The organism is Aeromonas sp. ASNIH4 (genome assembly GCF_002934425.1).
Taxonomy (GTDB): Bacteria; Pseudomonadota; Gammaproteobacteria; order Enterobacterales; family Aeromonadaceae; genus Aeromonas; species Aeromonas hydrophila.
Window position 1 is genome coordinate 124,917 of record NZ_CP026221.1, and the last position, 25,523, is coordinate 150,439.

The window sequence follows — 25,523 nt, forward strand, 5'->3', positions numbered from 1 at the left end:
CCGAACGGCTTGACGCCAACACCAACATCCCGGCGCTCTGCCGACTTCCTCACCCGTGATCTATCACTCAAGCCCTCGTTGGCTGATTCTGCATGTCCGTTCACCGGTATCTCTCCGGCGTCAGCGAACATGCAGAAACAGCCCTGGCTGTCTCTATGGCACTCGGTCCGCAATGTGTCACTCGCGACCAACACCAACCCGGGCATTCAGCCCAACACAAACACAACCTGCTCAAGCAGGTATTCGGAGATTTTATGACTCAGCACAAATTCATTTCTGGCAGCGAATTTGACTTGGATGAAAGCATCAAGGTTCGTTGCCCCCATGGTGATGCTCATCTAATGAACCCCCGCGTGCCGGTAAGAAAACCACACGTTTTCACAACAACCTTCCTTGATGATGTGCGCAGGCTCATGGCCGATCCAGATGGAGACATCATCGTTTCCTATGGCGGGTATGGTGCCGGCAAGACAACCGGAGTCATCCAGTTCGCAGCTCGAACTCAGTGGCCTCTTTACCAAGTCGAAGGCACTCAGGAGACCAGCTTCCAGCTGGATTTGCTCGGGCGTGTTAACCCCGCTACGGGTGAGTTCGTTTCTGGTCCGTTGCGGGAAGCTCTGCTTAATGGTGGGATATTCTTGCTCAACGAAGCTGATGCTATGCAACCTGCGGAGCTGGTGGCTTTCTATGAGCTCATGACTCATGGCATTGAGCTGGCTGAAACTGGTGAATGGTTGGAACCGCACAAGCTGTTCCGTTGTGTGTTCACCTTCAACAACGGTGGTATCACTGGGCTATCTGGGTTCAGAGGCACGACTGGGTTGAGTGATGCGCTTATCGACCGATTCATCCCACTCGCCCCAAGCGAGTTGAGTGACGATGACATGAGTACGATTTGCAAGAACAAAATCGCAAACAAGGTTACTGATTGGGAAGCAGAGCTTGGACAAAAAGTTCCACCCTCGCACGTCAATGCAATTGAGGCTTTGCTACCAGATATGATCCGCGTTATGCGCGATATCAATACTGCTGTAGAAAAGTCTCAACAAAACGATCTCACGATGACGAACGGGGTAGCGATGGATAAACCGTTGTCCATTCGCAGCCTGCTTCGTTGGGTGAGAGAGATGGTTCGTACCAGTCCAACATCAGTCCGTAACAGGGTCAAAAAAACCTTCCACGAGGCGTATGCTCATCGCTTAGTTGGTGATGAGGCGACTTACGAAGCAGCTATGCACCTTTGCAAAGCTGTATTCGGCCAGGCTTGGGTTGAGGACTAAGTGCCATGTACTTTCGAGCAAAAATCACCGAACCAGAGCAAATCGTCGCCACGTGGCAAAACATCATGGCGGAACTGGCGGAGGAGGGGGTGTTTATCACACCAACAATGCCAGGTGAAGGGGTGCTTTACGGATGCAACTTGACGGGCAATATTCCCTTTCGGGGGGTAACTAAAAGGATAGATGCAGGGCAGGTCGTAATGTTGTTGCTGCTTACGCTGCACAACGCTTTTGACATGATCGATGACCATAGTCGAAATTTTATTGATCTGTGTCTACCCGAACAGCTTGAGCATTTGCAGTCTGTCGGCATATCTGATGCACCAGTTCAACAACTCCAGGAGGCGGTAAAGCAGATACTCAGCAAACATAAAGGTATGTTTGAGTTCGCATTTTACTAACCTTCTAACACCAACCAACCCGGCCTAGAGCCGGGTTTTTTTGAGGTGTTCGTATGAATACGCTGAAAGGATGCTTGCACAACATTCTTGGTACCACGCTCAGCAATGATGTAGATCTCGTGGTTGAGTATGTGATGAGCAAACAACAAGCTGGTGGGGCCAATGAATTTCTCATTGGCATCATCGGGGATACCGTCAACATCGTGCCACTGCGAATGGGGTACGAACTACCTGATATGCCTTGGGCAAAGAACTGCAGGCCCCTTTACGCTTTGTGTATCAAAGGGAAGGAAGCCGAGTACAGAATAGTGCAAGGACTGAAGGATAGCTTGTCGCGACTCCCTAAACTGCCATGTGCTAGTGCTGGTGCTCCGGCGATCATTAAGGCCGTTACCAAGGTCTTGGTTAATCGGACACTAGAGGCTCACGAGCCCCCCTGGCCAAAGAACGACCCGGACTTCTGGCCATGTTGGGCCCGTTACTGCCGGCAAGGAAATCACCCAACGTTGGGTGCCTGGCTGGATATGGCAATCGCAAGAATCAAAGAGAGTGAAATCAACGTTGCCTAAGGGCAGCGTTGATTTTTTTGTCTCCACCTGAGATAGTATGCTCATGTCCGAACGGCTAATCGGACTCCTTTCTGGGCCGTAGCTTCCAACCTCGCCTTTGTGACTCGTCGAGTCGTATTTGTCACGCAAAAATCCAGATCAGAGTGCTGCCGGATGTGTTTGGTGAACATTTCCGAGAGCGCTACTATTTGTGGCGTTTTGTGCTCAGCGATTCAAGGCACACCGCATCCGCGGATCGCAACCCCAACTCGGCCTAATCGGCCAACACCACCCTGACGGGAGTTTTCCCGCTATGGGAACTCCTTGTCCAGAGATAAGGAATTACCCATGTCATCCTTTACCGCAATGAATTTTGTCGAATTCTTCCAGCGCTATGTGCTGGTGGATTTCAAAGTCACCACCTGGTCTGCGACCCGGAACAACAAGCCCCTTGATTTGGGACTAGAAAATGAGGCGTTAGCCGCCGATGTGGTTCGCTTGGGGTCAAAATCGGTCTTCGATAAGAAAAAGATCGCATTCCAAGGCAGAGCTCGCCAAGAGGGTATCGCCCTGCTTAGCAAAGTCGGTTTCCAAGTCCTTGGGGCTTGGGCTGTACCTCGCCATTTATTGAGTGAGGTAACTGACGGCCTTGAGTTGATGAGAATCAGCTTCTACGCAAATCTTGATCAGCTCTTACTCAACTACGACGCTGAATGCGACTCTTGGATACAACAGGCAGCCGCAACGGTGTCTCTCCACGATTTCGCCTCTCGTATACGATCCTCGCTTTATGACGTGGATTACGTCCGGAAGCAGGTTTCATTTTCGTATCGCGTGAATGAGGATGTGGTTAACAACCCACTTGGTGATGCTGCAGTTGATACGATCTCTGAAATGGCTCGCAACTCTTTGCGAGACTTCCAGTATTCGATGTCCAACGGTAGTAAGTTCACTCGCAAGTCACTGAGGTATGTGACGAACATCAAAGAAAAGCTCATACAGATGGCTGTGCTGGATAGTTTTATCCAACCGGCTATTGACAGCATTGATGCGTTCGAAAGTTCTCTCCCCAAGAGACGGGCAGCTCAATTGGATGCTACTGAGCTGAGTAAAATGATGGGCTTGCTCACGTTGTTGAGCGATCCGATCTACTTGTCGTCCCTAAGGACTGCCAAGTTCGAGATCGAAGAGGAAGAAGACCCAACAGTTGCTCCGAGTTCTGTTACCACTTCCAAGGACAACTTCCTCACCGGGATGTTGGCCGCCATATCGACCACCACCAATAATCCCTCCACCGAAGTGGCCGGGTTTTACTAATCCGCCTTACCAAGGCAACGCCAACCAACCCCAGGCTCGCCCTGGGGTTTTATTATTTGGAGACACATAATGCAGTCTACTCAAAGCAAAATGCTGACCATTCAAATACGGTTAGCCATGATGGCCAACGACTTCGGTTTGAGGACGACCTGGGGAAATTATCCTACTGCAGGTACAACTCAAGGTGTGGTGTTAATGCCGTTCTTCGATGCGGGGGATCCCGTACAGGCCGCGGCCGCCATGGGGTTTGGCATGCACGAAGGGGCTCACCACCGATATGGCTCTGACTTTGCAAAATATGAAGAGTCGCTGAAGACGAAAGGTAAGGTGCACCGTTGGTTCCTGAACTGCTTCGATGACGGCCGGATAGACCGGATGGCTCTTCTAGAGTACCCGGGGCTCCGTGGCGAATATGAAGCCATTGAGCAGCTGTTTATCTCCAAGGGGATGAGGCAGGTTCCTGGGACGAATACTCCAGCCATAAATGTGCTGGAAGACTACCTTGCTCACTACATTGGATGTGAGTTGCTTAACTACAAGCCTCTCACCCCAGTTTGGGAGCAAACGAGAGAGCTGGCACGCCAACGCTTCCCGGATGCTTTATTGACTAGGCTTGAAATCATCTCAGAAATGGGAGTGATAACCGCTGACTTCAATGATTGCTGGGACAGCGCTGATTTGGTTCTAGATGCGATCAGAGATTCCTTGGAAGATCTGAAGGCTCAACAATCGGATCATGAACCTGCCGCTGATGCTGCCAGTCAATCTGACGCTGATGCTGATGGCCAACCTGGTGCTGATGCTGCCGGTCAATCTGACGCTGATGCTGATGGCCAACCTGGTGCTGATGCTGCCGGTCAATCTGACGCTGATGCTGATGATCAACCTGGTGCTGATGCTGCCGGTCAATCTGACGCTGATGCTGATGGCCAACCTGGTGCTGATGCTGATGATCAACCTGGTGCTGATGCTGCCGGTCAATCTGACGCTGATGCTGATGGCCAACCTGGTGCTGATGCTGCCGGTCAATCTGACGCTGATGCTGATGGCCAACCTGGTGCTGCCGGTCAATCTGATGTTGATGCTGATGATCAACCTGGTGCTGATGCTGCCGGTCAATCTGATGCTGCTGGCAGGCCGAGTGCTGATAACGTTGTGAGGTCTAAGCAAATTCAGGAGTTAGAAGCCTGTCTTGAAGCTACCGGATCTGGATCCACAGATGTCGAGGTCCGTGACAAAGGTAAAATGCTGGCCTCATTGATCGAAGCCGATTCACGCTTTGAACTCGACACGCCATTAAGGCCACGTTTGGATGCGATCAACACGACGATTGGCCGGAGTGTAACACTCCCTAAAGTCCTCACTGCATCTAGACCAATCACACAAGCCCTCATGGAGCTTGTAGAGACCGAAACCAACTGTGCTCCTGGATTGAGTCGACGCGGTAAACGCTTTGTCACCTCCCGGTTCAACCGGTTCAAGCAAGGTGATTTGCGTGTTTACCGCAGCAAAGCCAAAAACCTTGGCATTGATAGCGCCATCATGGTGATGCTCGATTTGTCTGGGTCGATGAATTGCCAACAGGAGGTAGCAAAAAATGCCTGTCTGGCTTTGGCTCTTGCGGTTCAACAAATCGATGGAGCCGTAATTGGAATTCAGTCCTTCGGGGATCGGAACGTGGACCTACTGCGCTTTGGTGAGGACCCAGCTACTACAAGCACTCGTCTCGATCTGACTTGTGCCGGCGGGGGAACACCTATGAGGGAAGGTCTCAGCAACGCATTTTTGGCCCTGATGCCAGAACAAGCTGAACGCAAGAGTCTGATTGTCATCACAGATGGTGAACCAGACGTTGATTGCGTTGATACCTTCAATATGGTTCGACAATATGGCATTGATGTCTTTGGCATCTTTATTGGCCAGTATGCAAGCGGGAAAGCTGCTATGGACTACTACTTCAAACCAGGGAACTGGATTGCTGTAGACAATATCCTTGGCCTTAAACGTGAGCTATTCAAACTAGCCAAGGGCACTATCTTGGCTGCCTGATATACCCCCCTCCACGTTGGAGGGGGGGACTTTTGAACACTGAGCAATGAACAGCCATTGCTGAGTGTTTGCAATGTGCAAGCGCCAGCCCGTACCCCTGTAATCGGGCTAAATGGGGAACACCAACCACATGGAGTAATGACATGCACTATGAAATCGTTGCGGATGATTTGGCCGCATATCTCAATGACAACCGTTTATGGGTCGAAGCGTACAAACACCTAGGCCTATTCGGTGATGCCACCAGAGGTTTTATTCCTGGGAAGAAGGCACCTAAAACCAGTTGCCCAAAACACGGTGGCCGTAGTGGAGAAGCCTTTGGCTTAATCCACAGGGGCAAGCTCGACTCTGAAGCTACCGGTGTTGGAGTATGCAACTCTTGTGGGGTTATGTCTGGTTTCACCATTGTAATGGAGGAAACAAACTGGCCCTTCCCTAAAGTCCTCGAGCAGCTGGCGATCGCCAGTGGCTACATGGATGGGATTACGTCAGGTGTGTTTTCCCCCCCTCCGAAATCGCCTACGCAGCTTGCGTGGGAGAAGGAAAGAGCGGAGGAAGATGCCCGGAGGGATCAAGCAGTTGCGAAAAAGAATGCTCAGCTTTGGGATGAGGCCTGGCCTTTGACCAAGCCGCAAGCTGAACCGGCCATTCGGTATCTCAGGAACCGGCAAATATTGTCGAAGGTGGCATCCCTTGGTGGGGAAGTAAGACTCCACCCTGGTGTGCGGTACATCGACATGAATTATGGCCAGTGCATAATCACGCTAGAGCCACACGGAATGCGTTACTGGTGGCTTGATAAAAACGGCCATAAAACAACTCAGCCCGATGGCGTGTTCCAATCTACTCAGAAGGAACTGATTAAAGAGGCTGTCGACTTGACTCATCCATCTGCGAAACTGGCTCGATTGGCAATATCGCAAATGCCCGATCACATCAAGGAGGCAATAGCATCTCATAAGGCAGTTTTTCACAAAGGAGTGGCGTTTAAACTTGATCTTGGGAAGCATCCTTGCATCCTTTGCCGGATCCGAGACCCTTCAGGTAAGCCAGTCAGTCTCCATCAAACATTCATCACTAGCGATGGGCAGAAAGCTCTTGTGCCAAAGGTGAAGAAGTTGAGGCCGTCAGTGTCTACAGCCCCAATATCGGGTGGTGCCGTGCAACTTTGCCCACCGACTCCTGTTCTTGCTGTAGCCGAAGGCCTAGAGACACTTCTAAGTGTCGAATCAGCCACAGGTATGCAGGGTTGGGGGCTGCTCAATGCAACACTGATGGGAAACTGGATAGTTTGCATGGGAGTCAAACACGTCTACATATGGGAAGATGCTGACGCAGCCGGAGAAGTGAATGCAGCTAAGCTGGAGAAAAATCTGCTATCTGCAGGCATCAAGGTAACTAGATGCAACCCGAAGCTAATCAGGCCTGAAAGTGATATGGATTGGAACGATATTCTGGTGAATTTCGGACCAGATGTGTTCCCCCATAGGGACTGGCTGCAGCACGTTTGAACAAGGGAGAGCTTATGGACCTAAAAAGTCTGATCAATGGCATTCATCCCATTGTTCGGTTATCCGTTTCCAACGTCCGCCTGTCCCCTGAACTAGGGTATTGGCCAGCAAAATTCGAAAACTTGGAATCATTGCATCAGTGGCTATCGAGTGAAGCGGGTGAGCATTACCGCTATCCGGGAGCTGAAAGTATCAATGTGACCTTACTTGATGTCTTACGACACTGCGACCGCCCTAGTGCGAGAGTAATGACGATACTTAAGACACAGACGCAACTAGCTTCGTGATGATAGAAGCCAAAAGCCATCACCCTTCAGGGGTGATGGCTTTTTTATTGCCTAGAAAAGGGGCGCTGCACGCCGATGCCAGGAAGCTAAGACCTCATTCCAGGGGGGGTGGCAATTATTCTGGTGCGCCCTGGTAGGGAGGTTCCAGTGGACCCAGGGTGAGTGGTGACGGTTTTTGTCGGTGTACATGCCGATTTGTGATCCTAGGCTCCGGTGGCGCTCACCGCGGCCGGTGTAGCTGGTGGCCCCGGGCCGCCGACGAGCTCGGCGCCCAGGGTGGCCACTGCCGGCGGGGGTGATCCGGTGCTGCGTCCGGCGGGCCGGTGTAGCAGGTGGCCCCGGGCCGCCGACGAGCTCGGGCCCAGGGTGGCCTCCGCCGGCGGGGTGGATCCGGTACTGCGTCCGGCGGGCCGGTGTAGCAGGTGGCCCCGGGCCGCCGACGAGCTCGGCGCCCAGGGTGGCCACTGCCGGCGGGGGTGATCCGGTGCTGCGTCCGGCGGGCCGGTGTAGCAGGTGGCCCCGGGCCGCCGACGAGCTCGGGCCCAGGGTGGCCTCCGCCGGCGGGGTGGATCCGGTACTGCGTCCGGCGGGCCGGTGTAGCAGGTGGCCCCGGGCCGCCGACGAGCTCGGCGCCCAGGGTGGCCACTGCCGGCGGGGGTGATCCGGTGCTGCGTCCGGCGGGCCGGTGCTGCAGGTGGCCCCGGGCCGCCGACGAGCTCGGCGCCCAGGGTGGCCACTGCCGGCGGGGGTGATCCGGTGCGACGTCCGGCGGGTCGGTACTGCCGGTGGCCCCGGGCCGCCGACGAGCTCGGCGCCCAGGGTGGCCACTGCCGGCGGGGGTGATCCGGTGCGACGTCCGGCGGGTCGGTACTGCCGGTGGCCCCGGGCCGCCGACGAGCTTGGCGCCCAGGGTGGCCCCGGGCCGCCGACGAGCTCGGCGCCCAGGGTGGCCACTGCCGGCGGGGGTGATCCGGTGCGACGTCCGGCGGGTCGGTACTGCCGGTGGCCCCGGGCCGCCGACGAGCTTGGCGCCCAGGGTGGCCCCGGGCCGCCGACGAGCTCGGCGCCCAGGGTGGCCACTGCCGGCGGGGGTGATCCGGTGCGACGTCCGGCGGGTCGGTACTGCAGGTGGCCCCGGGCCGCCGACGAGCTCGGTGCCCAGGGTGGCCTCCGCCGGCGGGGGTGATCCGGTGCTGCGTCCGGCGGGCCGGTGTAGCTGGTGGCCCCGGGCTGCTGCGAGCTCGGGGCCCAGGGTGGCCTCCGCCGGCGGGGTGGATCCAGTACTGCGTCCGGCGGGCCGGTGTAGCTGGTGGCCCCGGGCCGCCGACGAGCTCGGCGCCCAGGGTGGCCACTGCCGGCGGGGTGGATCCGGTACTGCGTCCGGCGGGCCGGTGTAGCAGGTGGCCCCGGGCCGCCGACGAGCTCGGTGCCCAGGGTGGCCACTGCCGGCGGGGGTGATCCGGTGCGACGTCCGGCGGGTCGGTACTGCCGGTGGCCCCGGGCCGCCGACGAGCTTGGCGCCCAGGGTGGCCACTGCCGGCGGGGGTGATCCGGTGCTGCGTCCGGCGGGCCGGTGTAGCAGGTGGCCCCTGGCCGCCGACGAGCTCGGGCCCAGGGTGGCCTCCGCCGGCGGGGTGGATCCGGTACTGCGTCCGGCGGGCCGGTGTAGCAGGTGGCCCCGGGCCGCCGACGAGCTCGGGCCCAGGGTGGCCTCCGCCGGCGGGGTGGATCCGGTACTGCGTCCGGCGGGCCGGTGTAGCAGGTGGCCCCGGGCCGCCGACGAGCTCGGGCCCAGGGTGGCCTCCGCCGGCGGGGGTGATCCGGTGCTGCGTCCGGCGGGCCGGTGTAGCAGGTGGCCCCGGGCCGCCGACGAGCTCGCGCCCAGGGTGGCCTCCGCCGGCGGGGTGGATCCGGTACTGCGTCCGGCGGGTCGGTGTAGCTGGTGGCACCGACCCGCCGCGGTCTCGGCGCCCGGGGCGGCCTGCGGTGAGCGAAGGGAGGAGGCCCAGAGCCAAATGAAGGGGTCTGCATATGAAAGAACAACCGGGATGTTAGATTACCTTGCGAAACGCTGAACGAAGTAGGGGGTTTACCTTGCCAAATGAAATGAAGCGCGTAATAGTGTGTTAACATTTTTGTGTGGTATGACATTGTAGTGTAGGCAAACTATACATTTGGTCTGTTGTAATTTGAGTCCCAAACTGCCATGCTGTGATTGCTGCCGTGAAAAACCATCACCTCAGCTGACTATTAATTTCGCTTACGGAGGTGTGTCACAATGCCTAAAGACAAGCGGAGAAAAAAACATAACCACATGAAACCAGATAAACTCACGGCGGCTCAATTGGCACGCCAAGCAATTGCTGCTGATAGCATCAAGCTGACCCTAGACCCAGTGTTCCCTGCTGATGGGGATACTACGAATGCTCTTGTGCTTCGCCTTCCGCTATCTATGCGCTTTGCAACCTACACCTACGATGTAGAGTTTTTGCTTGGTTCGTACCTTCTTGGTAAAGCACTAGATGTCTGGAAAAGCATACCTCGCGATGCTATTGGTGAAGCTCCGAAAATGTTCATCCCAATTAGCATGCAAATATTGGCTGATTATCGTTTCGTTGAAACCGTGACAAGACATGTCGCACTGCTGGCTCACAATAAACATTTTATTTTAATGGGAACGCCTGATTCATTAGGGATGTTTCCTGAGCGTTTAGATACCAAAGGACTCGCCGAAATATATGATGCTGTCGGCATTCAAGTTGGTATCGGAGATATTCAATCCAATCATTTCTATCCATCCCTCCTACAGAAAGGAATTAATTCCGTTCTCCCATCCCACCGTTTCGCTGTCGCTAACTCTGCAAAAATGATATTGAACGAGCTGCAGAACGTAGCAAGAGGTGTAGGGATCCGCTACTACGAACCAACACCTCGTCCATGGGAGATGACGCTTCCTGAAAGCGCGGGAGATTTCGGTACCATTTGCTCCTGAGAATCCAAGTCAATAATCGTGAGAGATGACGGCCGCTGAAGTTTTTGGGGGGAGGTAGCTCAGGGCGCTAGAATTCAATGAGAGTCGGCTTTTTCGGAGCTTTTTTAATCGCACCCTAGTCTGTATTAAGCCACTTTCCTTTTGAAGTGCCACTGATACGCCAACACGAAAAAGAACCCCGCCAACACCCCGAGTGAAGTGACAGAAAACACACCCCCCCCAAAAGCCGCCAACATAATCAAATTGTTGGTCATCGCCATTGAAATACCGAGTCCTATCGCAGCTCGACGGCGCATCACCAAGAGTGATGCCAGGCGAGTGCGGGTGCCTATGTCATATGGGTACTGGAACAACTGCCAACTTAAGCCCAGGTAGTTCGCTGATAACCCGAAGTACAGACACCCTAGGCCTATGGCCATGACCAGTGCCGTGAGCGCGTAGTAACCAGCAGCGAAGTCCGCTCCAGATCCAAACCGTAGTGCGCAGCCGGTCGCCACCGTGGCCCCAAGAAAGGCCTGCGTGACGAATCGGTGGTCAACCCCTAAAAACAAGCCTCTCACACTTCCTCCTTTCGTTGCTTCCAACTCTAGCACCAACCATATCGTGGTTGATGGTCATGAGCCCACTCATTTGCTTGGTAGTGTCGTCGTGTAGCGATGGTTACACCGACAAAATGAATCCTACCCCCGCTGGGGATTTAACGCAATAGAATATACATTTCATTGCGCTATGTATTTTTGATGGGGTATCTTGACGCTCCAGTCCTTTTATGGTTTTGGTTTCGGCTGTATTTATCGCTGTGCTGGTGACTTGGGGTTGTGTCGTGTCGCGTGTAATGAGATGCTACGCGATACGCGATTGGCTAAATGTGGTCACTATTGGGGACAGTTATGAAAACAAAGGTAGCTTTGCAACGAGAAGATATCTGGAGGGCCATTGAGGAGGTTGCCGCTACTGGCCATGCTCCAACATACAAGCTCATTATTCAGCGACTGGGCCGCGGCTCTAACTCCCAAATCGGCCCGGTATTGAGGGAGTGGCAGAGCGCAAATCGCCCTGCACCGAGCTCCGCTAATGTACCTTCGTCGGTGTCGGCCGCCGGCATGGAGTTCATTGAGCAGATGTGGCGGATTTCAGCAGATTGCCAACAAATGGACCTGGTTGCCGAACGCCGGCGCATGGATGAGCAAGCTAAGATGAGTGAGTCTGCCATTGAGGCAATTGAGGCTGAGAATGCCTTATTGGTGGAACAGCTCGACCGGCAGCAAGCACTTAATGATCAGGTGAATGCGCAGAATCACGAGCTTCAAAATCGGCTTACCGAACTTTCAGATACTCACAATTCGACCAAGTTAGAGGTGGCCCGTCTTACTTCCGCTCTCGCAATTGCATCAGAAAATCTTCTGGAGGCAAGGACTCAGGTCGATGAAGCACAAGCGATAGCTCGGGCTGCAAATGATGAAGCGAAAGCACTCAAGCTAGAAGCCACTCGTCTGCAATCAGGCCTGAATATGTCGACAGAGCAGCGTGTCGAATTACAGAGACAACTTGCTGAGTCAAACGCTACCATTGGTCAACTTCAATCAGAAGTTGCCTCGTCGAAGTCTGAATTGCTCAAGGTCAAAGATCATTCCACAGCGCAGGAAAATCAGCTTGATGCCACTCAGGAAGCATTACGTTCATGCCAACGGAACTGCATCGAGCTTGAGCACAAGATCCTCATGCTTCAAAACCAATTAGATGGAATGAATGAAGTAAAAATCGAATGCAATACCTTGCGTCAACAGCTTCAAACTGCTGCAGTTACAGAGCAACAGATGGCGAATAAAGTTAATAACCTCGAACGTGATTTACTGGAACTGACAGAGCAAAATGATTCATCCAAACAACAATACTCATATGCTCAAGATGAACTGAAGGCGGCAAAGATCGTTATTATTCAGCAAGAGGCTAAGTTGCAGACTATGAATGAAATGCTGAGTATGCTAGGGGGGAAGGATAATTGAGAAAGGTCAAGGGTGAATTGATAAATGATGGTGTAAATAAGGGGTATTTGAAGGAGCCGTCAACAACACTAGTGCCGTATGGTGAAAACACCCTTGCGGGCAGAATAGATCTAATTCCAGAATCGCCATACACCGGATACTTAGCTTCACTTTCTGCCGGTAGCAGGTCCACGGCAAAATCGACATTGACGAAAATCAGTCAGCTATTATATGGCTCTGAACCTGAAGTGGCCCCCTGGCATCTAATGACATCAAATCACTACCAGATAACCATGCGTTATCTCGAACAACAAGGGTTGGCACCAAAAACAATACATCGTCATATGAGCATGATTCGTTCTGTATTAAAAATGGCAAAGTTGTTACGGATGATCCCGGATGACAATCATGGTGAATATGATGCGATTATGGCGTCAAAGAACATCAAGGGCTCACAAGGGCGTGGCGAAATCCGCCCCCACAGAAGCCTAACTGACGACGAGATTTCTTGCCTCTTTAGTATGCTGGGAGCTGACAAAAGTCCTAAAGGGCTTCGTGATATGGCTATCTTGTCCGTTATGAGGGGGTGTGGGTTACGTCGAATGGAAGTGGTTGGCCTACGGATTGAGCATATCAGATGGGCGGGTGCGATTGATGGAGAATTACTGGTTTACAAAGGAAAGGGAAATAAACCAAGAACATTGCCTATGCCACGAGGGTTACGAGAAATATTTGGGAACTGGACCGAGGTCCGGGGGGATGACCTCGGTCCATTATTCTGCTCAATCAACAGGGGTGGGAAAACTGTAAGATACACAGACAACGATGCCGTTAAGAAGCGGATTCCACCGAGCATGGTCGGTCAACTGAGGCCACTCGACCGCTCTAGCGTGAACCGTATGATGGAGCAAAGGCTGATCTTGGCTGGCATCGAGCATGCAACACCACATGACCTAAGGTATACCTTTGCACAAAAGAACCTCAAACGCAGCGATATACAAACAGTGTCAGACTTGATGGGTCATTCAAATATATCAACTACCTCGATCTACACTGAAACTAGCAGAGATGAAATGCGCGCCGTCATCGCAGGCGAGGATATATTTAGCAGATATTCTGAAGGTACTGAAGATTAGCCAATCGCATCTGTATATTGCAGCGTTATTTGCGCCGATTGGTACTGATCGGCGCTCAACAATTCAGTTCAGAATTGTGTTCTTTGAATGAGCGGCATAATGAGGTTGTTTGCAAATCCCGGGGGAGCATTTTGCGATATGGCATCAATGACCAGGGTCGACAACCAGAAAGAATCATTGCCATTGAGAGTTATCGAACGCCCATGGCCTGCGAAATGTATCACCAGCTTGACCCCTACTCCAGTGTTTAAAAATTCATAGCTATGGTTTTTCTCTTCGCCATGGAAAGAGCCAGAGCAAGTCTTCTTAAGGCCCGTCAGGACAGACGCAACTGCATGCAGCTCCTTGAATGAGATATTAATCCCCCACTTATTTTCCCAGTTCGCATTGCTTCCGGACATTGGTGCCAACTCCAGTCTCACAGTCGGATATCCGGCGGAGGCCTTCACTGCCTGGAAGGTGGCGGCCATTGATAGATCCTGCCGGTACACTTTGAACGCCTTGCCGTATTCTTGTGTCATAACCCACTCATTTTTCGATGTTTTTTGGTATTCTACATGCTATCTACCGGCATGCAAAAACCCCCCTATCAATTCGTACCCGATTATCAAGAGAGCTTTGAGCTATGCTGCCGAGGGATAAATTGATAGACAGATACTATGGCCACAGATACACAAATAGCACCTTCATTGGGCGAAATTATGATCATGTACGCGAGCATTCTTCCACCTGGTTGCCACATCCATTTAGAGTTCACAGAGATCATTGTTGACTCAACATCCTCTTCTGTATTGACATGGCTTCAGCATTGCAGTGATCAGGGCATAAACTTATCGTCAAATCATACTGAGGCTATAATGATGTGGCTGAACCATGCTGAAGCAACACGACTCGAATCGGTAGAATGATCGTTGGGATTTGATCCAGGGGTCATGAATGGCAGCTAAAATCCGCATTCGTGGTGTTTGAAGAATGGTTTGCTGACTATGCTCTCCTAACCATCTATTAATTCTGTTCTGTAACGGGCTAATCTGGCCATTGTCTCCGGAGGATATGAGGGAACCAGCTAATCGACTTGGCCCCTACTCATAGTCCATCTACACCCCCCTGCTAACCATATCGTTCTGTGGTGTATCAATTAGCCCCTCGCTTGTTGAATCCTTCATGTCCGTTCACCGATATGTCTATGGCATCAGCTCACACACAGATTCACCTTCGACATCCTCTATGGCACACGCCACTGCAGTCAGTCATTAGAATTAAGAGGTTCTTAACGCGATGGACAAGTGCCATACCGCAGGCCGTCCAGCAGGGGCTTGTCCTCTGTGGACTGGGCTGTTGTCCACGGTGCGGGGTTACCCGTGACAACCGGCCATGATCGCCCCGACCGGATAGTCATGTTGGCGATGGACTTGCCGCTGCAGGTAACTCCCTAGATCGGTCACTCCGGCCTTGCGCAGGGCGCTGGCCACCTTCATCGAATTGCGGTCGTCCCTGGGCAGCAGCAGTGCCCGCCCCTCGCGGTGAGGGCGGGGTAAGTCGCCGGCAAACCAGGTGGCCTGCAATGCACGCATCGACTCAAACAACTCATCCCAGAGCAGCGGATCCCGGGTGATGGCGAACAGCTCATATTCGTCTGTCAGGCCGGTGACGGCGGCAGGGTTGAGCAGGTAGCCCTTGAGCATCCCTTTGAGCTCGACCGGTTGGCGGGCGACGCCGGCCAGGTAACGGGCGGTGGCAAAGTGGTGACTGCCGCCGCTGTTGATGAGGCAGAGCCGGCCAGCCCAGCCGTGGTAGAGAAAATAGTCGCCGCGACCCGGTTGCATGATCCTGACCTCGCCATGGACCAGGTTGCGGGCGATGTTGTCGGAGCTGGCGTCATCGAGGTAGCCCCGGCAACGGGCCTCGGCAAAGGCATCCAGATCGGCAAAGGCTTCGAGGGGGCTCTTGGAGGCAGAGAGCACCTGCACTTGGCGAATATCACACGTCCAGTCTTCAAATTGTGCCTGTTCGCAGAGGGTGGCCAGCGCACCGTTCAGGATGGCATGACCCTGGTATTGGCCATTGATCCGTGCCCAGCCGCGCAGCTCGCCGGGTTGGGCGTTCCAGCCTGCTGGTCGCCATTCGTGCCAGCGAGTGATGCTGTCGGTACTGACAGAGGGGGGCAGCTCGAGGGCATAGCCCAGGGCGGGATCGGTGGCCAGCAGGGCATTCAGGCGGGCGGGGTGGCCCAGCTGATGCTTGATAAAGCGCACAGTGGTGGCAAACATGGCAAGGACTCCATCGAATGTTGATATTGATTGTTCAAAAGTGATTTTGATAACCCCGAGCGCCGTTGACGCGAGGGCTGTTTGCGTCCCCTATCCTGTGGGCTGTGCCGGCGAGCGTCAACTCCACCTTCCCGTAAATTGCGGGTTTTCCTGTAGCAACACCGCGGCGTCAGCACCACCAATGTTATATCCCTCCCCCTCTGTCTCTTTCAGCCAGTTCCATCGGCCAGCACCGCCCGCACTTTATGGGCCAAGGGATAACGGGGCGCACCAGGGGGCCGCCCGGGTGAAGATGGCCAAGCGCCTGGCCATGGCCATGAGCAAGGGGGGTGATCTGCATCGGGATCCTCGTCGCGGGGTGGAGTGGGTGATCGGCAGGATGCCAGATCCGGGGGGCCGCTGTCAGGGCCAATAAATCCGCGCCGGCGCGGGGCGGGTTTGGGAGTTTTGCCGTTATGGGCGAAAAGTCAAAGCGGGGGCGCTGGCCTGGACGGGCGGCGGGCGGGGGCGATCCTTGCGGGATCCACTATATCTAGTGGCCGATCGCAGCTGCACGGACACAAGATGTTGGGGTGAGGGGGTGGCCAGGGGGGATTTGGGAGTCTAGGCCAACGGCCAAAGCGGCGGGAAAAAGGACGCTGCCGCGCTGCTGAAATGATGGCATCAGTGCTGAGTCGTGATCGTAGCATTTCGGTGAGTTGAACATCACGTAGCGAGGTTTGTATGTTCGTATCAAAGCAGGACTGGATCGCGATAGACGGTGAAGTGGTTGCTGTGTCGCTGCAAGGCAAAGGATCGTCAGTTAAAGTGGTCGGTCTGTTCAGAGGCCACTGGATCACCGGCACAGGCTGCACAGAGTCAGCAGCCAAATCATCTTGGAAAAGGAAAGCCGAGTACGAGGCAAATCGGTAAGGGTGAATATCCCTGACCGTCCAGTGCAGATCTGGTGCGCCGGTCATATACCCTGCTCTAAACGGGTTATGTGATCCGTTATCGAATGACCAAGCCCCGCGTTTGCGGGGCTTTTTTGCTTGGTCAGCGGGCAACGCCGGCCCTCAATTCGGCCAGCGAGGGCGAGCGGGATCCTCACCGCTTGCAGTGCTGCAATCCAAACAACCGAAACCGGATATAATGAGTCTCCCTTGTTGCCCAGGAGCACCCGATGCCCGCCCTTATCCCTGAACTGATCGCCATGGCCACCGAGCCGAGCATCAAGACCTCCGCGCTGCTGCGCAAGGCCATGGTCGCTGCCCGCCTGCTACAGCAGCCCGAGTGGGCGACCTGGATTGGATATGAGCTGCAGGGCTATCCCGATGAGATTGAGCTGCCGCTCTACCGCCAGATGCGTTGTGAATTGAAAGCCAGAGTGCCAGGCCGGGGGCTGATCCCGATCCTGTTTGACAATCCCCAGGTGGCCAACATCTATACCTGGTGCCGGTGTGGCCAGCCCATTGGCCCGCTGGAAGAGGCGGTGATACCAGGGAACAACCTGGGTTTTTCCTTTCCTCCTGATATGGCCGCCATCCTGATGCAGGAACTGCAGATCTCGATGGTGCCAGAGCGGGTGCTGGGGGCTAACCAGGTGCGGGCCCTCATCGATGCTGTGCGGGACAAGCTGCTGACTTGGGCACTCGATCTGACCGAGGCGGGGATCCGGGGGGACGGGATGAGCTTTACCCCCCAGGAGCAGCAGCAGGCCCAGCAGCTGGCGCCGGTGAACATCCACATCGGGGGGGATGCTCCCGGTTTTCAGTTCATGCAGAGCTCGCCCGGCGGCCAGCAACAGCAGACGGTGACAGATGAGCAGAAGGCCGAGGCGCTGGCGGCCTTGTTGCCGTGGCTGCAGCAGGTGATCGCGCAAGGACAACTGCAGGAAGAGGCGTGTGCTGAGCTGCAGGCCGAACTGGACACCCTCAAGGCCCAGGCAACCTCCCCTAACCCCAAATGGCCAGTGATCGGCGTCGTGGCCGGCAGTGTGCGGGCGGTACTGGAAGGCGCCGGCGGTGGAGTGCTGGCGGCGCAGGCGCTGGGGTGGCTGGCCACTTTGAGCGGCAACTGAGCGATATCCGGGGCGTGGGAACGCAACGGCACTGCGGTGCATGCTGGGTGAACGGTCCCATGGCTCGCGACCTACTGTCGCCGTGATTTGGCCCGCTCTCGCTCTTTTTGTCGAAAGCTCTTGATATACTCGGCTGTGACCAAGGAGTCTGCGTCGAGCTCTGTGATGCAGTTCAGGATGGTGGCCATGGCGCTGTCAGACAGTCTGAGATTGCATGGAAGTTCGCCGCCGAGTGCGTAGTCATCGAGTTTGGCTTGGAATGCGCGAAGGACGTCGTACTGTGATGACTTTCTGGATGAGGTGCCTGCCTCCGTTTCCGCATCGTGGGCATACACCTCCGATTGTTCCGCATCGCTTGCGAGCTCACTGAGCAGGTCTTCGATGCTCGGCCAATACTTGTGCTCGTATCTGTGCGTAAGGCGTATAAATTCATCCTGGGGGTACAGGGTATAGAGCGGGTTGTGCTCACCCGCACGATCAAATAGCGCCGCCAGACCGGTTTCTCTTTCACACCCGAATCCCGCTCGATTGCAGATGTCCTCTCTCTCCCTGAGCAAATCACCCAAGCGAGTTGCGAGATCCGCGATGTCCTCGTTGATTTGGATGAGTCTGTCACGTGCTTCCCTGGCCTTGCGCATGTCATCTTCATCCCAGAAGGTGAATGTGTTGATCAGCGCATCTAGAAAGCTAGTCACATTCCGTTCCAGGGGGAGCAGTTCGCAGAGTTCTTCATAGACGGGGGCCATGGTCCGGCTTTGCCGGAGCAGTACCCTGACCGTGGCGTTGATGGAGGGCCATACGTTGTTCTTCTCGTTGTTCTCTATCTCCTTTCTGAGAATACCTTCGCACACTTCGACGGCTTCGATTCTGCTCTTGGTCATTGGGCAAGTCTCCTTCATTGAGTCCATGCCTATGGTACTTATGGCAGGAGCCATGTCGGTATCTATAAGAAAAAACAATCAGAAGGAATAGATACCAGCCTGCCAGCTACTTGAATGATCAGTTGCAGAGCCAGCTTGACGCGCAGGCCTGCTCTCCGGCCCGCTTTGCACTATTGGTCTGCGGCCAAAGCCCGCCCCAAATCCGGCCAGCGAGGGGCCGGGATCCTGCCACTTGCAGCCCTGCAACCGGCACGGCGGGTAAGTGGGTAATATTGGTAATCAATTTTGTACCGCTGCGATCCGGGCAGGGGTATACTGATCCCATCACGGACACCAGAAAGAGATAACGCCATGAGAGAAGTCGTCAAAGCCATGTCCCAGCGCGCCGCCCGCGAGGCGTTGGGCACCCCGGAGAATTTCAACGGCGGGGTCTACGTCACCAAGAACGGCACCCCCGAGTTGTTTATCACCACCGCCGCCGACCGCGCCCAGGAGCTGGCCGATCTGCACCAAGCGCGGGAAGATAAGGCGCTGGTCAAGCTGGTCGCCCTGGCCACCCAGGACATTGGCCGCAAAGGTCGCAGCTACAGCGAGGATGAAGCCCTGGCCCTGCTGCGGGCGGCCCGCACATGACGCTGTCGGTGCGCGTGACCGCGACCGCGCTGACCTGCCTGCAGGACATCGAGGCCTTCAATGCGGTGCACAGCGGGCCCGAGCAGGCCGCCGTCCTGGTGGAGACGTTGCTGACCGAGGCCGTGGCGGCGATCAGTGCCAATCCCCTGCTCTATCGGCAGTGCCCGGCGACCGCTGACTATGGCCTCGATGTGCGCGAGCGTATCGATCAGAAGGGCTACCGGGTGCTCTACAGTGTGCTGCCCGATGCGGCCTATATTCTGCTGGTGCTGCACCAGCGCCAGAGCATCGAGGATGCCCTGTATCGGCATCTGATCTTACGACAATGACGGTGACGCACCCGATGACCCTTGTTAACCGCCTGGGTCGGTTGTTCGGCAGCCATGCCGCCGAACAAGACGCCCCGCACAAGACCCCGGCCGGCGACGTACTACCGGGCGAACCTGATTGTGATGTGTGTGGCGGGAGTTAGCAGGTATCTCCTACCATGCACTCAACCTCGTTGAGAAAGGAAAAAATGAGTAAGCGGATTCTTCTGTGGGCATATCTTGAGGGATATCAGCAACATCTATGGCCACGTTGGTTGAGGAGGCTGATTGTTGGCACAGAGCTTCACCGTGCGTGGCTATCTGGCCATATGGGGGTGTTCGAACCGGATGGCGGTGTTTGCTCCCGTGAATGGTACACCAGACGCTAATAGCAGTAAGAGGGATTTGAAAAACCGGCCATCGAGGACGAGCGGGATCCTGCCGTTTGCAGCCCTGCAATCCAAACCACCGAAACCGAGTACAATGGGGGCCTAATATCGCCTAGGAGCACGTCCATGCCCGCACTCATCCCCGAACTGATTGCCCTGGCCAACGATCCGGCCGTTAAAACCGCTGATCTGCTACGCCGCGCCCTAGTGGCGGCCCACCGCCTGCAGTTGCCCGAGTGGGTTACCTGGCTTGGACACGAGCTCAATGGATACGGGCCGGATGATGCCATCCCAGTCTATCGGCATGTACAAGGAGAAGTCCTGATCGATGGGCACCATGGACTGAAGGGGGTGGTCTTTCCGTCTGCAGAGGCCGCATTTCGATGGCAACTCTGCCACTTTGACACGCCTGTTGACGAGATTGAGGGGTGGTGTGCTGAATCTGACGATATTCATATGCAATTTTCCCCGCGCGAAGCTGATGCCTTGCGGGCGGCATGTGATACGAACTGTACCCCTCTTCGTCGGTTCACGTTGGCCAGCATGAACCGGATCTTGGGGGCGGTCAGAAATCAGGTTTTGAATTGGGCACTGCAGCTTGAAAAGGAGGGGATCTTGGGGGAAGGCATGAGCTTCACTTCTCAAGAGCGGCAGCAAGCCCAGCAGGTGGCGCCGGTAACCCACATTCACATCAATGGAGATGCTCATGGTCTTCAGTTGATGCAAAACTCGCCCGGCGGTCAGCAACAGCAGACTGTGACGATTGAACAGAAGGAAGTTGCCCTGGCGGCCTTGTTGCCGTGGCTACAACAGGTGATCGCGCAAGGGCAACTGCAGGGAGAAGCGTGTGCGGAGCTGCAGGCCGAGCTGGATACCCTCAAGGCCCAGGCCGCCTCCCCGAAGCCCAAGTGGCCGGTGATCGGCGCCGTGGCCAACAGTGTGCGGGCGATCCTGGAAGGGGCCGGCAGCGGGGTACTGACGGAAGCAGTGTTGGGCAGGCTGGCCACCTTGAGCGGCAGCTGATGGCGCGGGGGAGGGCTACCGCTCTGCGCTTACCTGCTGGCGGGTGTGCGATGGCGAACCGATGTCCTCGCTTACCGCCTAGCGCTGCTCCCAGTTGCAGTACGGCAACGGACAGACGGTGACTTGTCTGGGTATCCGCTCGGTTGGTCGGATTACCCATACATGGCACAATGGTTTTTTGGGAAGCAAGGCTGTGGAGGAAATGTGGATCCGAGCAGAAGTGGGCAGTGGTGGAATGGTGGATGGCAGCGCTGGGGTAAAAGCGAATGGGAAGGCGAGAAAACCTCAAGCTTTCGATCTGATGATCGTGGCAGCGTCACCTTAATTGAAACGAACAAAGGGCATTGGATAGAAAATGAAATTTGCGAAAATCCACGAGATATTTTAGCAAACGGTGTATTTCTGTGGACTGAAACAAAGGGAACCGGGCACGCCTTTATTTCAGTCCACAAAGAGTGGAGTATGCACGTATACACATACGGTCGATTTGATGGTAATCCTGTATCCCCTGTCGGTGACGGCGTACTTATTCAATATGGCTTTGCAAAAGCTCGGGAGTATTATCAACACGAACTATATAGCATGAATGCGAGAGCATTTAAAATCATGGATGTAGATGAAAATTTGACGTTGGCAATATTCCAAAGAAAATGGCTTTCCAGTTCCACTCAACCAGAAAAAGATAAAATAAAAGAAACTGGCAGAGTGATAAATAAATACGATCTAACTGGTAGTAACTGCACAACGACTTCCGTTGATGCGTTGAAGCTGGCAGGGACAAGCGTCTTCACTGTCAACGGGCCGATAGGGAACACGTACACAGAGGACTTCGTCATACCGTCATCACTCGAACGCCACCTGTCACAGCTAGCCTCAAGCTCTGACATGCTTGTAGTTGAGGTGACTTCGGCTATGAAGACAGCCATCCCGAACGGTGAGGGCTTATCGCCAATGAAGAGTGCAGGACCTATTGGAGAAACCCTTGGTTCCTCCGGCAATAGTTCCGGTGCTGCAGGTGGCAGCTCAAGTGGCGTTTCCCCAGGGACATTTGGTGGTTCATTAGGTAGCAGCAATGATTAAGAAAATCCTTAAAATAACAGGGGTGGCAATGCCCTTTGTGATTCATTTTATAATCATGAGCGCAATATTGGTTCTCGTATTGGTCAATATAAAATATGGATTAGAGTTTGATTTAATTGGCACTGAGTATAGCCGCCTAGTCAATGGCGTGTACGACATGATTTATTTTCTTTATTTTGGCTCAGTGATTTCATTCGCCGCGCTTTACTTTTCATATTTATTAGTTGTGAGGTGGGTCGAAAATAGAAAAACTAAATATAGTAACATGGGCGGCAATAAGTGATGACATAATATATAGCGGTACTATTTTTCGCTGTGATTATTCTGAAAGGTGTCGTGTGGATGGCGGAAACCGTATTCCGGTGGCGCGGTGGATGGACGACTAGATGGATAAAGTCATATCAGCAAGTAAGAGTAAAACCGTGTTACGTTGGGCCGGCATTGCGCTGGTTTCCCTGGGCTATTACCTCTGGCTGGGGGTGGCTTCTACCAGCTTCGGGCACATTGCTGAGAAGGAGAGCGTGATCGGGACTGGCCCCGTCTCGTTGGAGTATCACCGCGCCATGATGGACGCGGTGATGCAAGCCACCGGCGTGGTGTTTGACGCGGCCTCCCTGGGCTTCCTGATCTGCGTCCCCCTGATCCTCATCATCTTCCACAAGGTCAGGTGACTGCCCCCCCGCCCCGACCGTGATCACCGGCCTTGCCGTCACACATTGCCCCGCCCTGCGGGGCTTTTACTTTCTTGGTCAGCGGCCAAAGCCCGCCCCAAATCCGACACCGCGAGGGACCGGGATCCTGCCGCTTGCAGCGCTGCAATCAACCGTGACAAATCGGGTACACTGGGCCTCCCTTGTCGCCCTGGAGCACCTCGATGCCCACCCCGCTATCTGACCTGATCGCCCTGGCCAGCGATCCGACCGTCAAGACCGCCGATCTGCTGCGCAAGGCCCTGGTGGTCGCCCGCCGGCTCAAGCAACCCGAGTGGGCTACCTGGATCGGGTATGAGCTGCAGGGCTATCCCGATGAGGTAGAGTTGCCACCCTACCGCCAGATGCGGTGTGAGCTGATGGCCAGAGACTCCGCGCGTAGGCTGATCCCGATCCAGTTTGATGATCCCCAGGTGGCCTACCTTTATACCTGGTGCCGGTGTGGCCAGCCTGTTGGCCCGCTGGAAGAGGCGGTGATACCAGGGAAACCCCTGAGTTTTTGCTTTGCTGCAGATGTGGCCGTCGAGATGATGCAGGCACTGCGGATCTCGAGGGTGCCGGAGCGGGTGCTGGGGGTTAACCAGGTACGAGGCCTTATCGATGCCGTGCGGGACAAGCTGCTGAGCTGGGCACTCGACCTGGCCGAGGCCGGGATCGAGGAGGACAAGATGCCCTCCCCACCTCAGCCGTTGGCGCCGGTGACCTTTCACATCGAGGGCGGGTTCCACGGTGGCCAAGTCATGGTGAGCTCGCCGGGAGGTCAGCAACAGCTAACAGTTACCGGCGAGCAGAAGGCCGCGGGCCCGTCCGGGTTGGCGCAGGGGAGCACGGATGCACCACGGCAGCCGGCAGACCTCGACACGTGGCAGCGCGAGCAGGACAGCCTCAAGCCCCATGTCGCCACCGCCAAGCGGAAATGGCCGCTGATCGTCGTGCTGGCCGGTAGTAGCCTGCTGGCCGTGCTGCAAGGCGCCGGCGGCGGGGTGCTGAAGTGGCTGGCCAGCTTGAGCGGCGGCTGATCGCTATCGTCGTGGTATGAGCGGGGCTGCGGCCCCGCTTTGTTTTCCGGGCCAACGGCCAAAGCCAAGGGCAAAAGGACACTGCCGCGCTGTGCTTGCCGGCTGGTGGGGGCGCGATGGCGAACCGATGCCATCCCTTACCGCCCAGCGCTGATCCCGCCGCTCACTCGACGAAGGAGTGATGGTCGGTGGTGCGCTCGTGCGTGGCGGCATGGTACGCTAAAGAGACTGTATATGGATACAGTGCTTTGCGCACAACGGTGCGGCCTGGTTGTTCTGGAGGGTGACATGATGGATTGGGTTTGGGATGCGTTGAGGATGCTGATAGCGGGGATCAGACAGGAGGGTATGACAGCGCTGTTGATCGTGCTGTTAGTTGCCGCTGGGATCGGGATACTGGAGAAGTTGAAAAATAATCGTTATGGCGCCGGCGCGGGGTTCATGGTTGTGCAGGTGTTGCTGGTGATAGGCGCCCTGCTGTTCTTCTGTTGGGCAGGGTATACAGCGACTCGGCCAAGCGATGACGATACAAAATGGATCCACGAGGTGGGCCAGTACGGCCTGTAACGATGGTGCCCAGATCACGCCCTGCTTATGCAGGGCGTTTGCTTTCTTGGTAAGCGGCCAAAGCCCGCCCCCAATCGGGTCAGCGAGGGCGAGCGGGGTCCGCCCCGCTCGCAGCGCTGCAATCGACAGGGCCAAACCGGGTACAATGGGCCCCCCTTGTCGACCCCTAGGAGCACCCGATGCCCGCCCTTATCCCCGAGCTGATCGCCATGGCCAGCGATCCGACCGTCAAAACTACCGACCTGCTGCGCAAGGCTATGGTGGCCGCCCGCTTGCTCAAGCAGCCCGAGTGGGCCACCTGGATAGACCATGAACTGCAAGGCTATCCGCAGTCCGGGGATTTACCGCCCTACCGTGTGCTGCAAGGTGAGCTCAAAGTCGATGTGCCTGGTCATGGGAGGCTTCCATTGCCAATTAGGAATGCCGAGATGAACAGGTTAATAACGGAATCCCGGTTTGGTCATCCGATGGGGGCCTTGGAGGACCTGGCTGTACCTGGTGAAGTTGTTCGTTCGTTCTTCACCCCCGAACAGAGCCAATTTCTGATACAAGAGCTTTCACTGCCAGGGGTGCCAGAACTCGCCTTGGGGTCAAACCAAGTTCGTGGGCTTATTGAGGCGGTCCGAGACAAGCTGCTGACTTGGGCGCTTGACTTGGCTGATGCAGGGATCCAGGGGGACGGGATGAGCTTTACCCCCCAGGAGCAGCAGCAAGCCCAGCAGCTGGCGCCGGTGAACATTCACATCGGGGGGAATGCGACCGGTTTTCAGTTCATGCAGAGCTCGCCCGGCGGCCAGCAACAGCAGACAGCGACAGGCGAGCAGAAGGCCGAGGCGCTGGCTGCCTTGTTGCCGTGGCTGCAGCAGGTGATCGCGCAAGGGCAGTTGCAGGGAGAGGCGTGTGCTGAGTTGCAGGCCGAACTGGACACCCTCAAGGCCCAGGCCGCCTCCCCTAACCCAAAATGGCCGGTGATCGGCGCCGTGGCCGGCAGTGTGCGGGTGGTGCTGGAAGGCGCCGGCGGTGGAGTGTTGGCGGCGCAGGCGCTGGGCTGGCTGGCCACCTTGAGCGGCAGCTGATG

At 55.6% G+C, this 25,523-nt stretch carries 24 protein-coding genes; 20 read left to right on the forward strand and 4 right to left on the reverse strand.

Annotated elements, in window-relative coordinates:
* The first annotated feature begins 254 nt into the window (after positions 1 to 254).
* From C2U40_RS25715 to C2U40_RS25750, 8 genes are all read left to right on the forward strand, one after another.
* Positions 255 to 1,280 (forward strand): AAA family ATPase, encoded by a 1,026-nt coding sequence (locus C2U40_RS25715; RefSeq protein ID WP_158656476.1) that lies wholly within the window; start codon positions 255 to 257, stop codon positions 1,278 to 1,280.
* Positions 1,281 to 1,285: 5 nt separating this feature from the next.
* Positions 1,286 to 1,681, forward strand: a complete 396-nt coding sequence (locus tag C2U40_RS25720; protein WP_103828334.1) for a hypothetical protein — start codon at positions 1,286 to 1,288, stop codon at positions 1,679 to 1,681.
* Positions 1,682 to 1,734: 53 nt separating this feature from the next.
* Positions 1,735 to 2,250 carry a hypothetical protein gene (locus C2U40_RS25725; RefSeq protein ID WP_128343582.1) on the forward strand — a complete coding sequence of 172 codons (516 nt, stop codon included), beginning with the start codon at positions 1,735 to 1,737 and terminating at the stop codon, positions 2,248 to 2,250.
* 327 nt (positions 2,251 to 2,577) lie between these two features.
* Positions 2,578 to 3,546, forward strand: a complete 969-nt coding sequence (locus C2U40_RS25730; protein ID WP_103828332.1) for a DUF3150 domain-containing protein — start codon at positions 2,578 to 2,580, stop codon at positions 3,544 to 3,546.
* Between the two features lie 736 nt (positions 3,547 to 4,282).
* On the forward strand, positions 4,283 to 4,705 hold the full coding sequence (locus C2U40_RS26395; protein WP_158656477.1) for a hypothetical protein: 423 nt from the start codon (positions 4,283 to 4,285) through the stop codon (positions 4,703 to 4,705).
* Positions 4,702 to 5,595: a vWA domain-containing protein gene (locus C2U40_RS25740; RefSeq protein WP_134695607.1), complete on the forward strand. Its 894-nt coding sequence runs from the start codon at positions 4,702 to 4,704 to the stop codon at positions 5,593 to 5,595. The genes C2U40_RS26395 and C2U40_RS25740 overlap by 4 nt, the downstream gene beginning before the upstream one ends.
* Positions 5,596 to 5,738: 143 nt before the next feature.
* The gene (locus C2U40_RS25745) at positions 5,739 to 7,106 is read left to right on the forward strand and encodes a toprim domain-containing protein (RefSeq protein ID WP_103828330.1); all 1,368 of its coding nucleotides are present in this window, start codon (positions 5,739 to 5,741) and stop codon (positions 7,104 to 7,106) included.
* A gap of 2,565 nt (positions 7,107 to 9,671) precedes the next feature.
* Positions 9,672 to 10,385: a hypothetical protein gene (locus tag C2U40_RS25750; protein WP_103829329.1), complete on the forward strand. Its 714-nt coding sequence runs from the start codon at positions 9,672 to 9,674 to the stop codon at positions 10,383 to 10,385.
* A 125-nt stretch (positions 10,386 to 10,510) separates the two neighbouring features.
* On the opposite strand, the gene C2U40_RS25755 is transcribed toward C2U40_RS25750, so the two are convergent.
* Entirely contained in the window at positions 10,511 to 10,945 is a 435-nt protein-coding gene (locus C2U40_RS25755) for a hypothetical protein (protein ID WP_103829330.1), read from the reverse strand.
* A 330-nt stretch (positions 10,946 to 11,275) separates the two neighbouring features.
* Here C2U40_RS25755 and C2U40_RS25760 point away from each other — a divergent pair, with 330 nt between their 5' ends.
* Together C2U40_RS25760 and C2U40_RS25765 are read left to right on the forward strand one after the other, a co-directional pair.
* A complete protein-coding gene (locus tag C2U40_RS25760) occupies positions 11,276 to 12,391 on the forward strand; it encodes a DNA-binding protein (protein ID WP_158656478.1) in 1,116 nt (371 codons plus the stop codon).
* Positions 12,388 to 13,506 carry a tyrosine-type recombinase/integrase gene (locus tag C2U40_RS25765; RefSeq protein ID WP_128343594.1) on the forward strand — a complete coding sequence of 373 codons (1,119 nt, stop codon included), beginning with the start codon at positions 12,388 to 12,390 and terminating at the stop codon, positions 13,504 to 13,506. The genes C2U40_RS25760 and C2U40_RS25765 overlap by 4 nt, the downstream gene beginning before the upstream one ends.
* Positions 13,507 to 13,574: 68 nt before the next feature.
* Here the strand turns inward: C2U40_RS25765 and C2U40_RS25770 are convergent, their stop codons facing one another.
* Both C2U40_RS25770 and C2U40_RS26810 read right to left on the reverse strand, forming a co-directional pair.
* On the reverse strand, positions 13,575 to 14,027 hold the full coding sequence (locus tag C2U40_RS25770; RefSeq protein WP_103828854.1) for a hypothetical protein: 453 nt from the start codon (positions 14,025 to 14,027) through the stop codon (positions 13,575 to 13,577).
* Positions 14,028 to 14,861: 834 nt separating this feature from the next.
* Positions 14,862 to 15,776 carry a DUF6685 family protein gene (locus C2U40_RS26810; protein WP_233768856.1) on the reverse strand — a complete coding sequence of 305 codons (915 nt, stop codon included), beginning with the start codon at positions 15,774 to 15,776 and terminating at the stop codon, positions 14,862 to 14,864.
* A 1,162-nt stretch (positions 15,777 to 16,938) separates the two neighbouring features.
* Between C2U40_RS26810 and C2U40_RS26400 the strand changes: the two genes are divergently transcribed.
* A complete protein-coding gene (locus C2U40_RS26400; protein WP_233768857.1) occupies positions 16,939 to 17,835 on the forward strand; it encodes an AbiTii domain-containing protein in 897 nt (298 codons plus the stop codon).
* Positions 17,836 to 17,906: 71 nt separating this feature from the next.
* Here C2U40_RS26400 and C2U40_RS25790 read toward each other — a convergent pair whose 3' ends face one another.
* Positions 17,907 to 18,716 carry a hypothetical protein gene (locus C2U40_RS25790; RefSeq protein ID WP_103828856.1) on the reverse strand — a complete coding sequence of 270 codons (810 nt, stop codon included), beginning with the start codon at positions 18,714 to 18,716 and terminating at the stop codon, positions 17,907 to 17,909.
* Positions 18,717 to 19,067: 351 nt separating this feature from the next.
* Between C2U40_RS25790 and C2U40_RS25795 the strand changes: the two genes are divergently transcribed.
* The 9 genes from C2U40_RS25795 (at position 19,068) to C2U40_RS26410 (ending at position 25,521) form a co-directional block, all read left to right on the forward strand.
* Positions 19,068 to 19,349, forward strand: coding sequence for a hypothetical protein (locus tag C2U40_RS25795; RefSeq protein WP_103828857.1), 282 nt, complete (start codon positions 19,068 to 19,070; stop codon positions 19,347 to 19,349).
* A gap of 8 nt (positions 19,350 to 19,357) precedes the next feature.
* Positions 19,358 to 19,678: a type II toxin-antitoxin system RelE/ParE family toxin gene (locus C2U40_RS25800; RefSeq protein WP_233768858.1), complete on the forward strand. Its 321-nt coding sequence runs from the start codon at positions 19,358 to 19,360 to the stop codon at positions 19,676 to 19,678.
* Between the two features lie 494 nt (positions 19,679 to 20,172).
* Entirely contained in the window at positions 20,173 to 21,069 is an 897-nt protein-coding gene (locus tag C2U40_RS25805; protein WP_103828859.1) for an AbiTii domain-containing protein, read from the forward strand.
* A 162-nt stretch (positions 21,070 to 21,231) separates the two neighbouring features.
* Positions 21,232 to 22,149, forward strand: coding sequence for a hypothetical protein (locus C2U40_RS26405; protein ID WP_128345686.1), 918 nt, complete (start codon positions 21,232 to 21,234; stop codon positions 22,147 to 22,149).
* Entirely contained in the window at positions 22,142 to 22,432 is a 291-nt protein-coding gene (locus C2U40_RS25810) for a hypothetical protein (RefSeq protein WP_181014934.1), read from the forward strand. The genes C2U40_RS26405 and C2U40_RS25810 overlap by 8 nt, the downstream gene beginning before the upstream one ends.
* A 139-nt stretch (positions 22,433 to 22,571) precedes the next feature.
* Positions 22,572 to 22,820, forward strand: coding sequence for a hypothetical protein (locus C2U40_RS25815; RefSeq protein WP_206618400.1), 249 nt, complete (start codon positions 22,572 to 22,574; stop codon positions 22,818 to 22,820).
* Between the two features lie 203 nt (positions 22,821 to 23,023).
* Positions 23,024 to 23,878, forward strand: a complete 855-nt coding sequence (locus tag C2U40_RS25820) for an AbiTii domain-containing protein (protein ID WP_158656479.1) — start codon at positions 23,024 to 23,026, stop codon at positions 23,876 to 23,878.
* 288 nt (positions 23,879 to 24,166) lie between these two features.
* Positions 24,167 to 24,445 (forward strand): hypothetical protein, encoded by a 279-nt coding sequence (locus tag C2U40_RS25825; protein WP_128344160.1) that lies wholly within the window; start codon positions 24,167 to 24,169, stop codon positions 24,443 to 24,445.
* 179 nt (positions 24,446 to 24,624) lie between these two features.
* On the forward strand, positions 24,625 to 25,521 hold the full coding sequence (locus tag C2U40_RS26410) for an AbiTii domain-containing protein (protein ID WP_228520267.1): 897 nt from the start codon (positions 24,625 to 24,627) through the stop codon (positions 25,519 to 25,521).
* Positions 25,522 to 25,523: the final 2 nt, after the last annotated feature.

Coding starts and splice junctions, on each gene's coding strand:
- C2U40_RS25730 (WP_103828332.1), top strand. CDS start 2,578: ATGTCATCCTTTACCGCAATGAATTTTGTCGAATTCTTCCAGCGCTAT.
- C2U40_RS25715 (WP_158656476.1), top strand. CDS start 255: ATGACTCAGCACAAATTCATTTCTGGCAGCGAATTTGACTTGGATGAA.
- C2U40_RS25720 (WP_103828334.1), top strand. CDS start 1,286: ATGTACTTTCGAGCAAAAATCACCGAACCAGAGCAAATCGTCGCCACG.
- C2U40_RS26400 (WP_233768857.1), top strand. CDS start 16,939: ATGCCCGCCCTTATCCCTGAACTGATCGCCATGGCCACCGAGCCGAGC.
- C2U40_RS26395 (WP_158656477.1), top strand. CDS start 4,283: ATGAACCTGCCGCTGATGCTGCCAGTCAATCTGACGCTGATGCTGATG.
- C2U40_RS26810 (WP_233768856.1), bottom strand. CDS start 15,776: ATGTTTGCCACCACTGTGCGCTTTATCAAGCATCAGCTGGGCCACCCC.
- C2U40_RS25820 (WP_158656479.1), top strand. CDS start 23,024: ATGCCCACCCCGCTATCTGACCTGATCGCCCTGGCCAGCGATCCGACC.
- C2U40_RS25750 (WP_103829329.1), top strand. CDS start 9,672: ATGCCTAAAGACAAGCGGAGAAAAAAACATAACCACATGAAACCAGAT.
- C2U40_RS25770 (WP_103828854.1), bottom strand. CDS start 14,027: ATGACACAAGAATACGGCAAGGCGTTCAAAGTGTACCGGCAGGATCTA.
- C2U40_RS26405 (WP_128345686.1), top strand. CDS start 21,232: ATGGCACAATGGTTTTTTGGGAAGCAAGGCTGTGGAGGAAATGTGGAT.
- C2U40_RS25825 (WP_128344160.1), top strand. CDS start 24,167: ATGATGGATTGGGTTTGGGATGCGTTGAGGATGCTGATAGCGGGGATC.
- C2U40_RS25790 (WP_103828856.1), bottom strand. CDS start 18,716: ATGACCAAGAGCAGAATCGAAGCCGTCGAAGTGTGCGAAGGTATTCTC.
- C2U40_RS25760 (WP_158656478.1), top strand. CDS start 11,276: ATGAAAACAAAGGTAGCTTTGCAACGAGAAGATATCTGGAGGGCCATT.
- C2U40_RS25810 (WP_181014934.1), top strand. CDS start 22,142: ATGATTAAGAAAATCCTTAAAATAACAGGGGTGGCAATGCCCTTTGTG.
- C2U40_RS25725 (WP_128343582.1), top strand. CDS start 1,735: ATGAATACGCTGAAAGGATGCTTGCACAACATTCTTGGTACCACGCTC.
- C2U40_RS26410 (WP_228520267.1), top strand. CDS start 24,625: ATGCCCGCCCTTATCCCCGAGCTGATCGCCATGGCCAGCGATCCGACC.
- C2U40_RS25795 (WP_103828857.1), top strand. CDS start 19,068: ATGAGAGAAGTCGTCAAAGCCATGTCCCAGCGCGCCGCCCGCGAGGCG.
- C2U40_RS25805 (WP_103828859.1), top strand. CDS start 20,173: ATGCCCGCACTCATCCCCGAACTGATTGCCCTGGCCAACGATCCGGCC.
- C2U40_RS25745 (WP_103828330.1), top strand. CDS start 5,739: ATGCACTATGAAATCGTTGCGGATGATTTGGCCGCATATCTCAATGAC.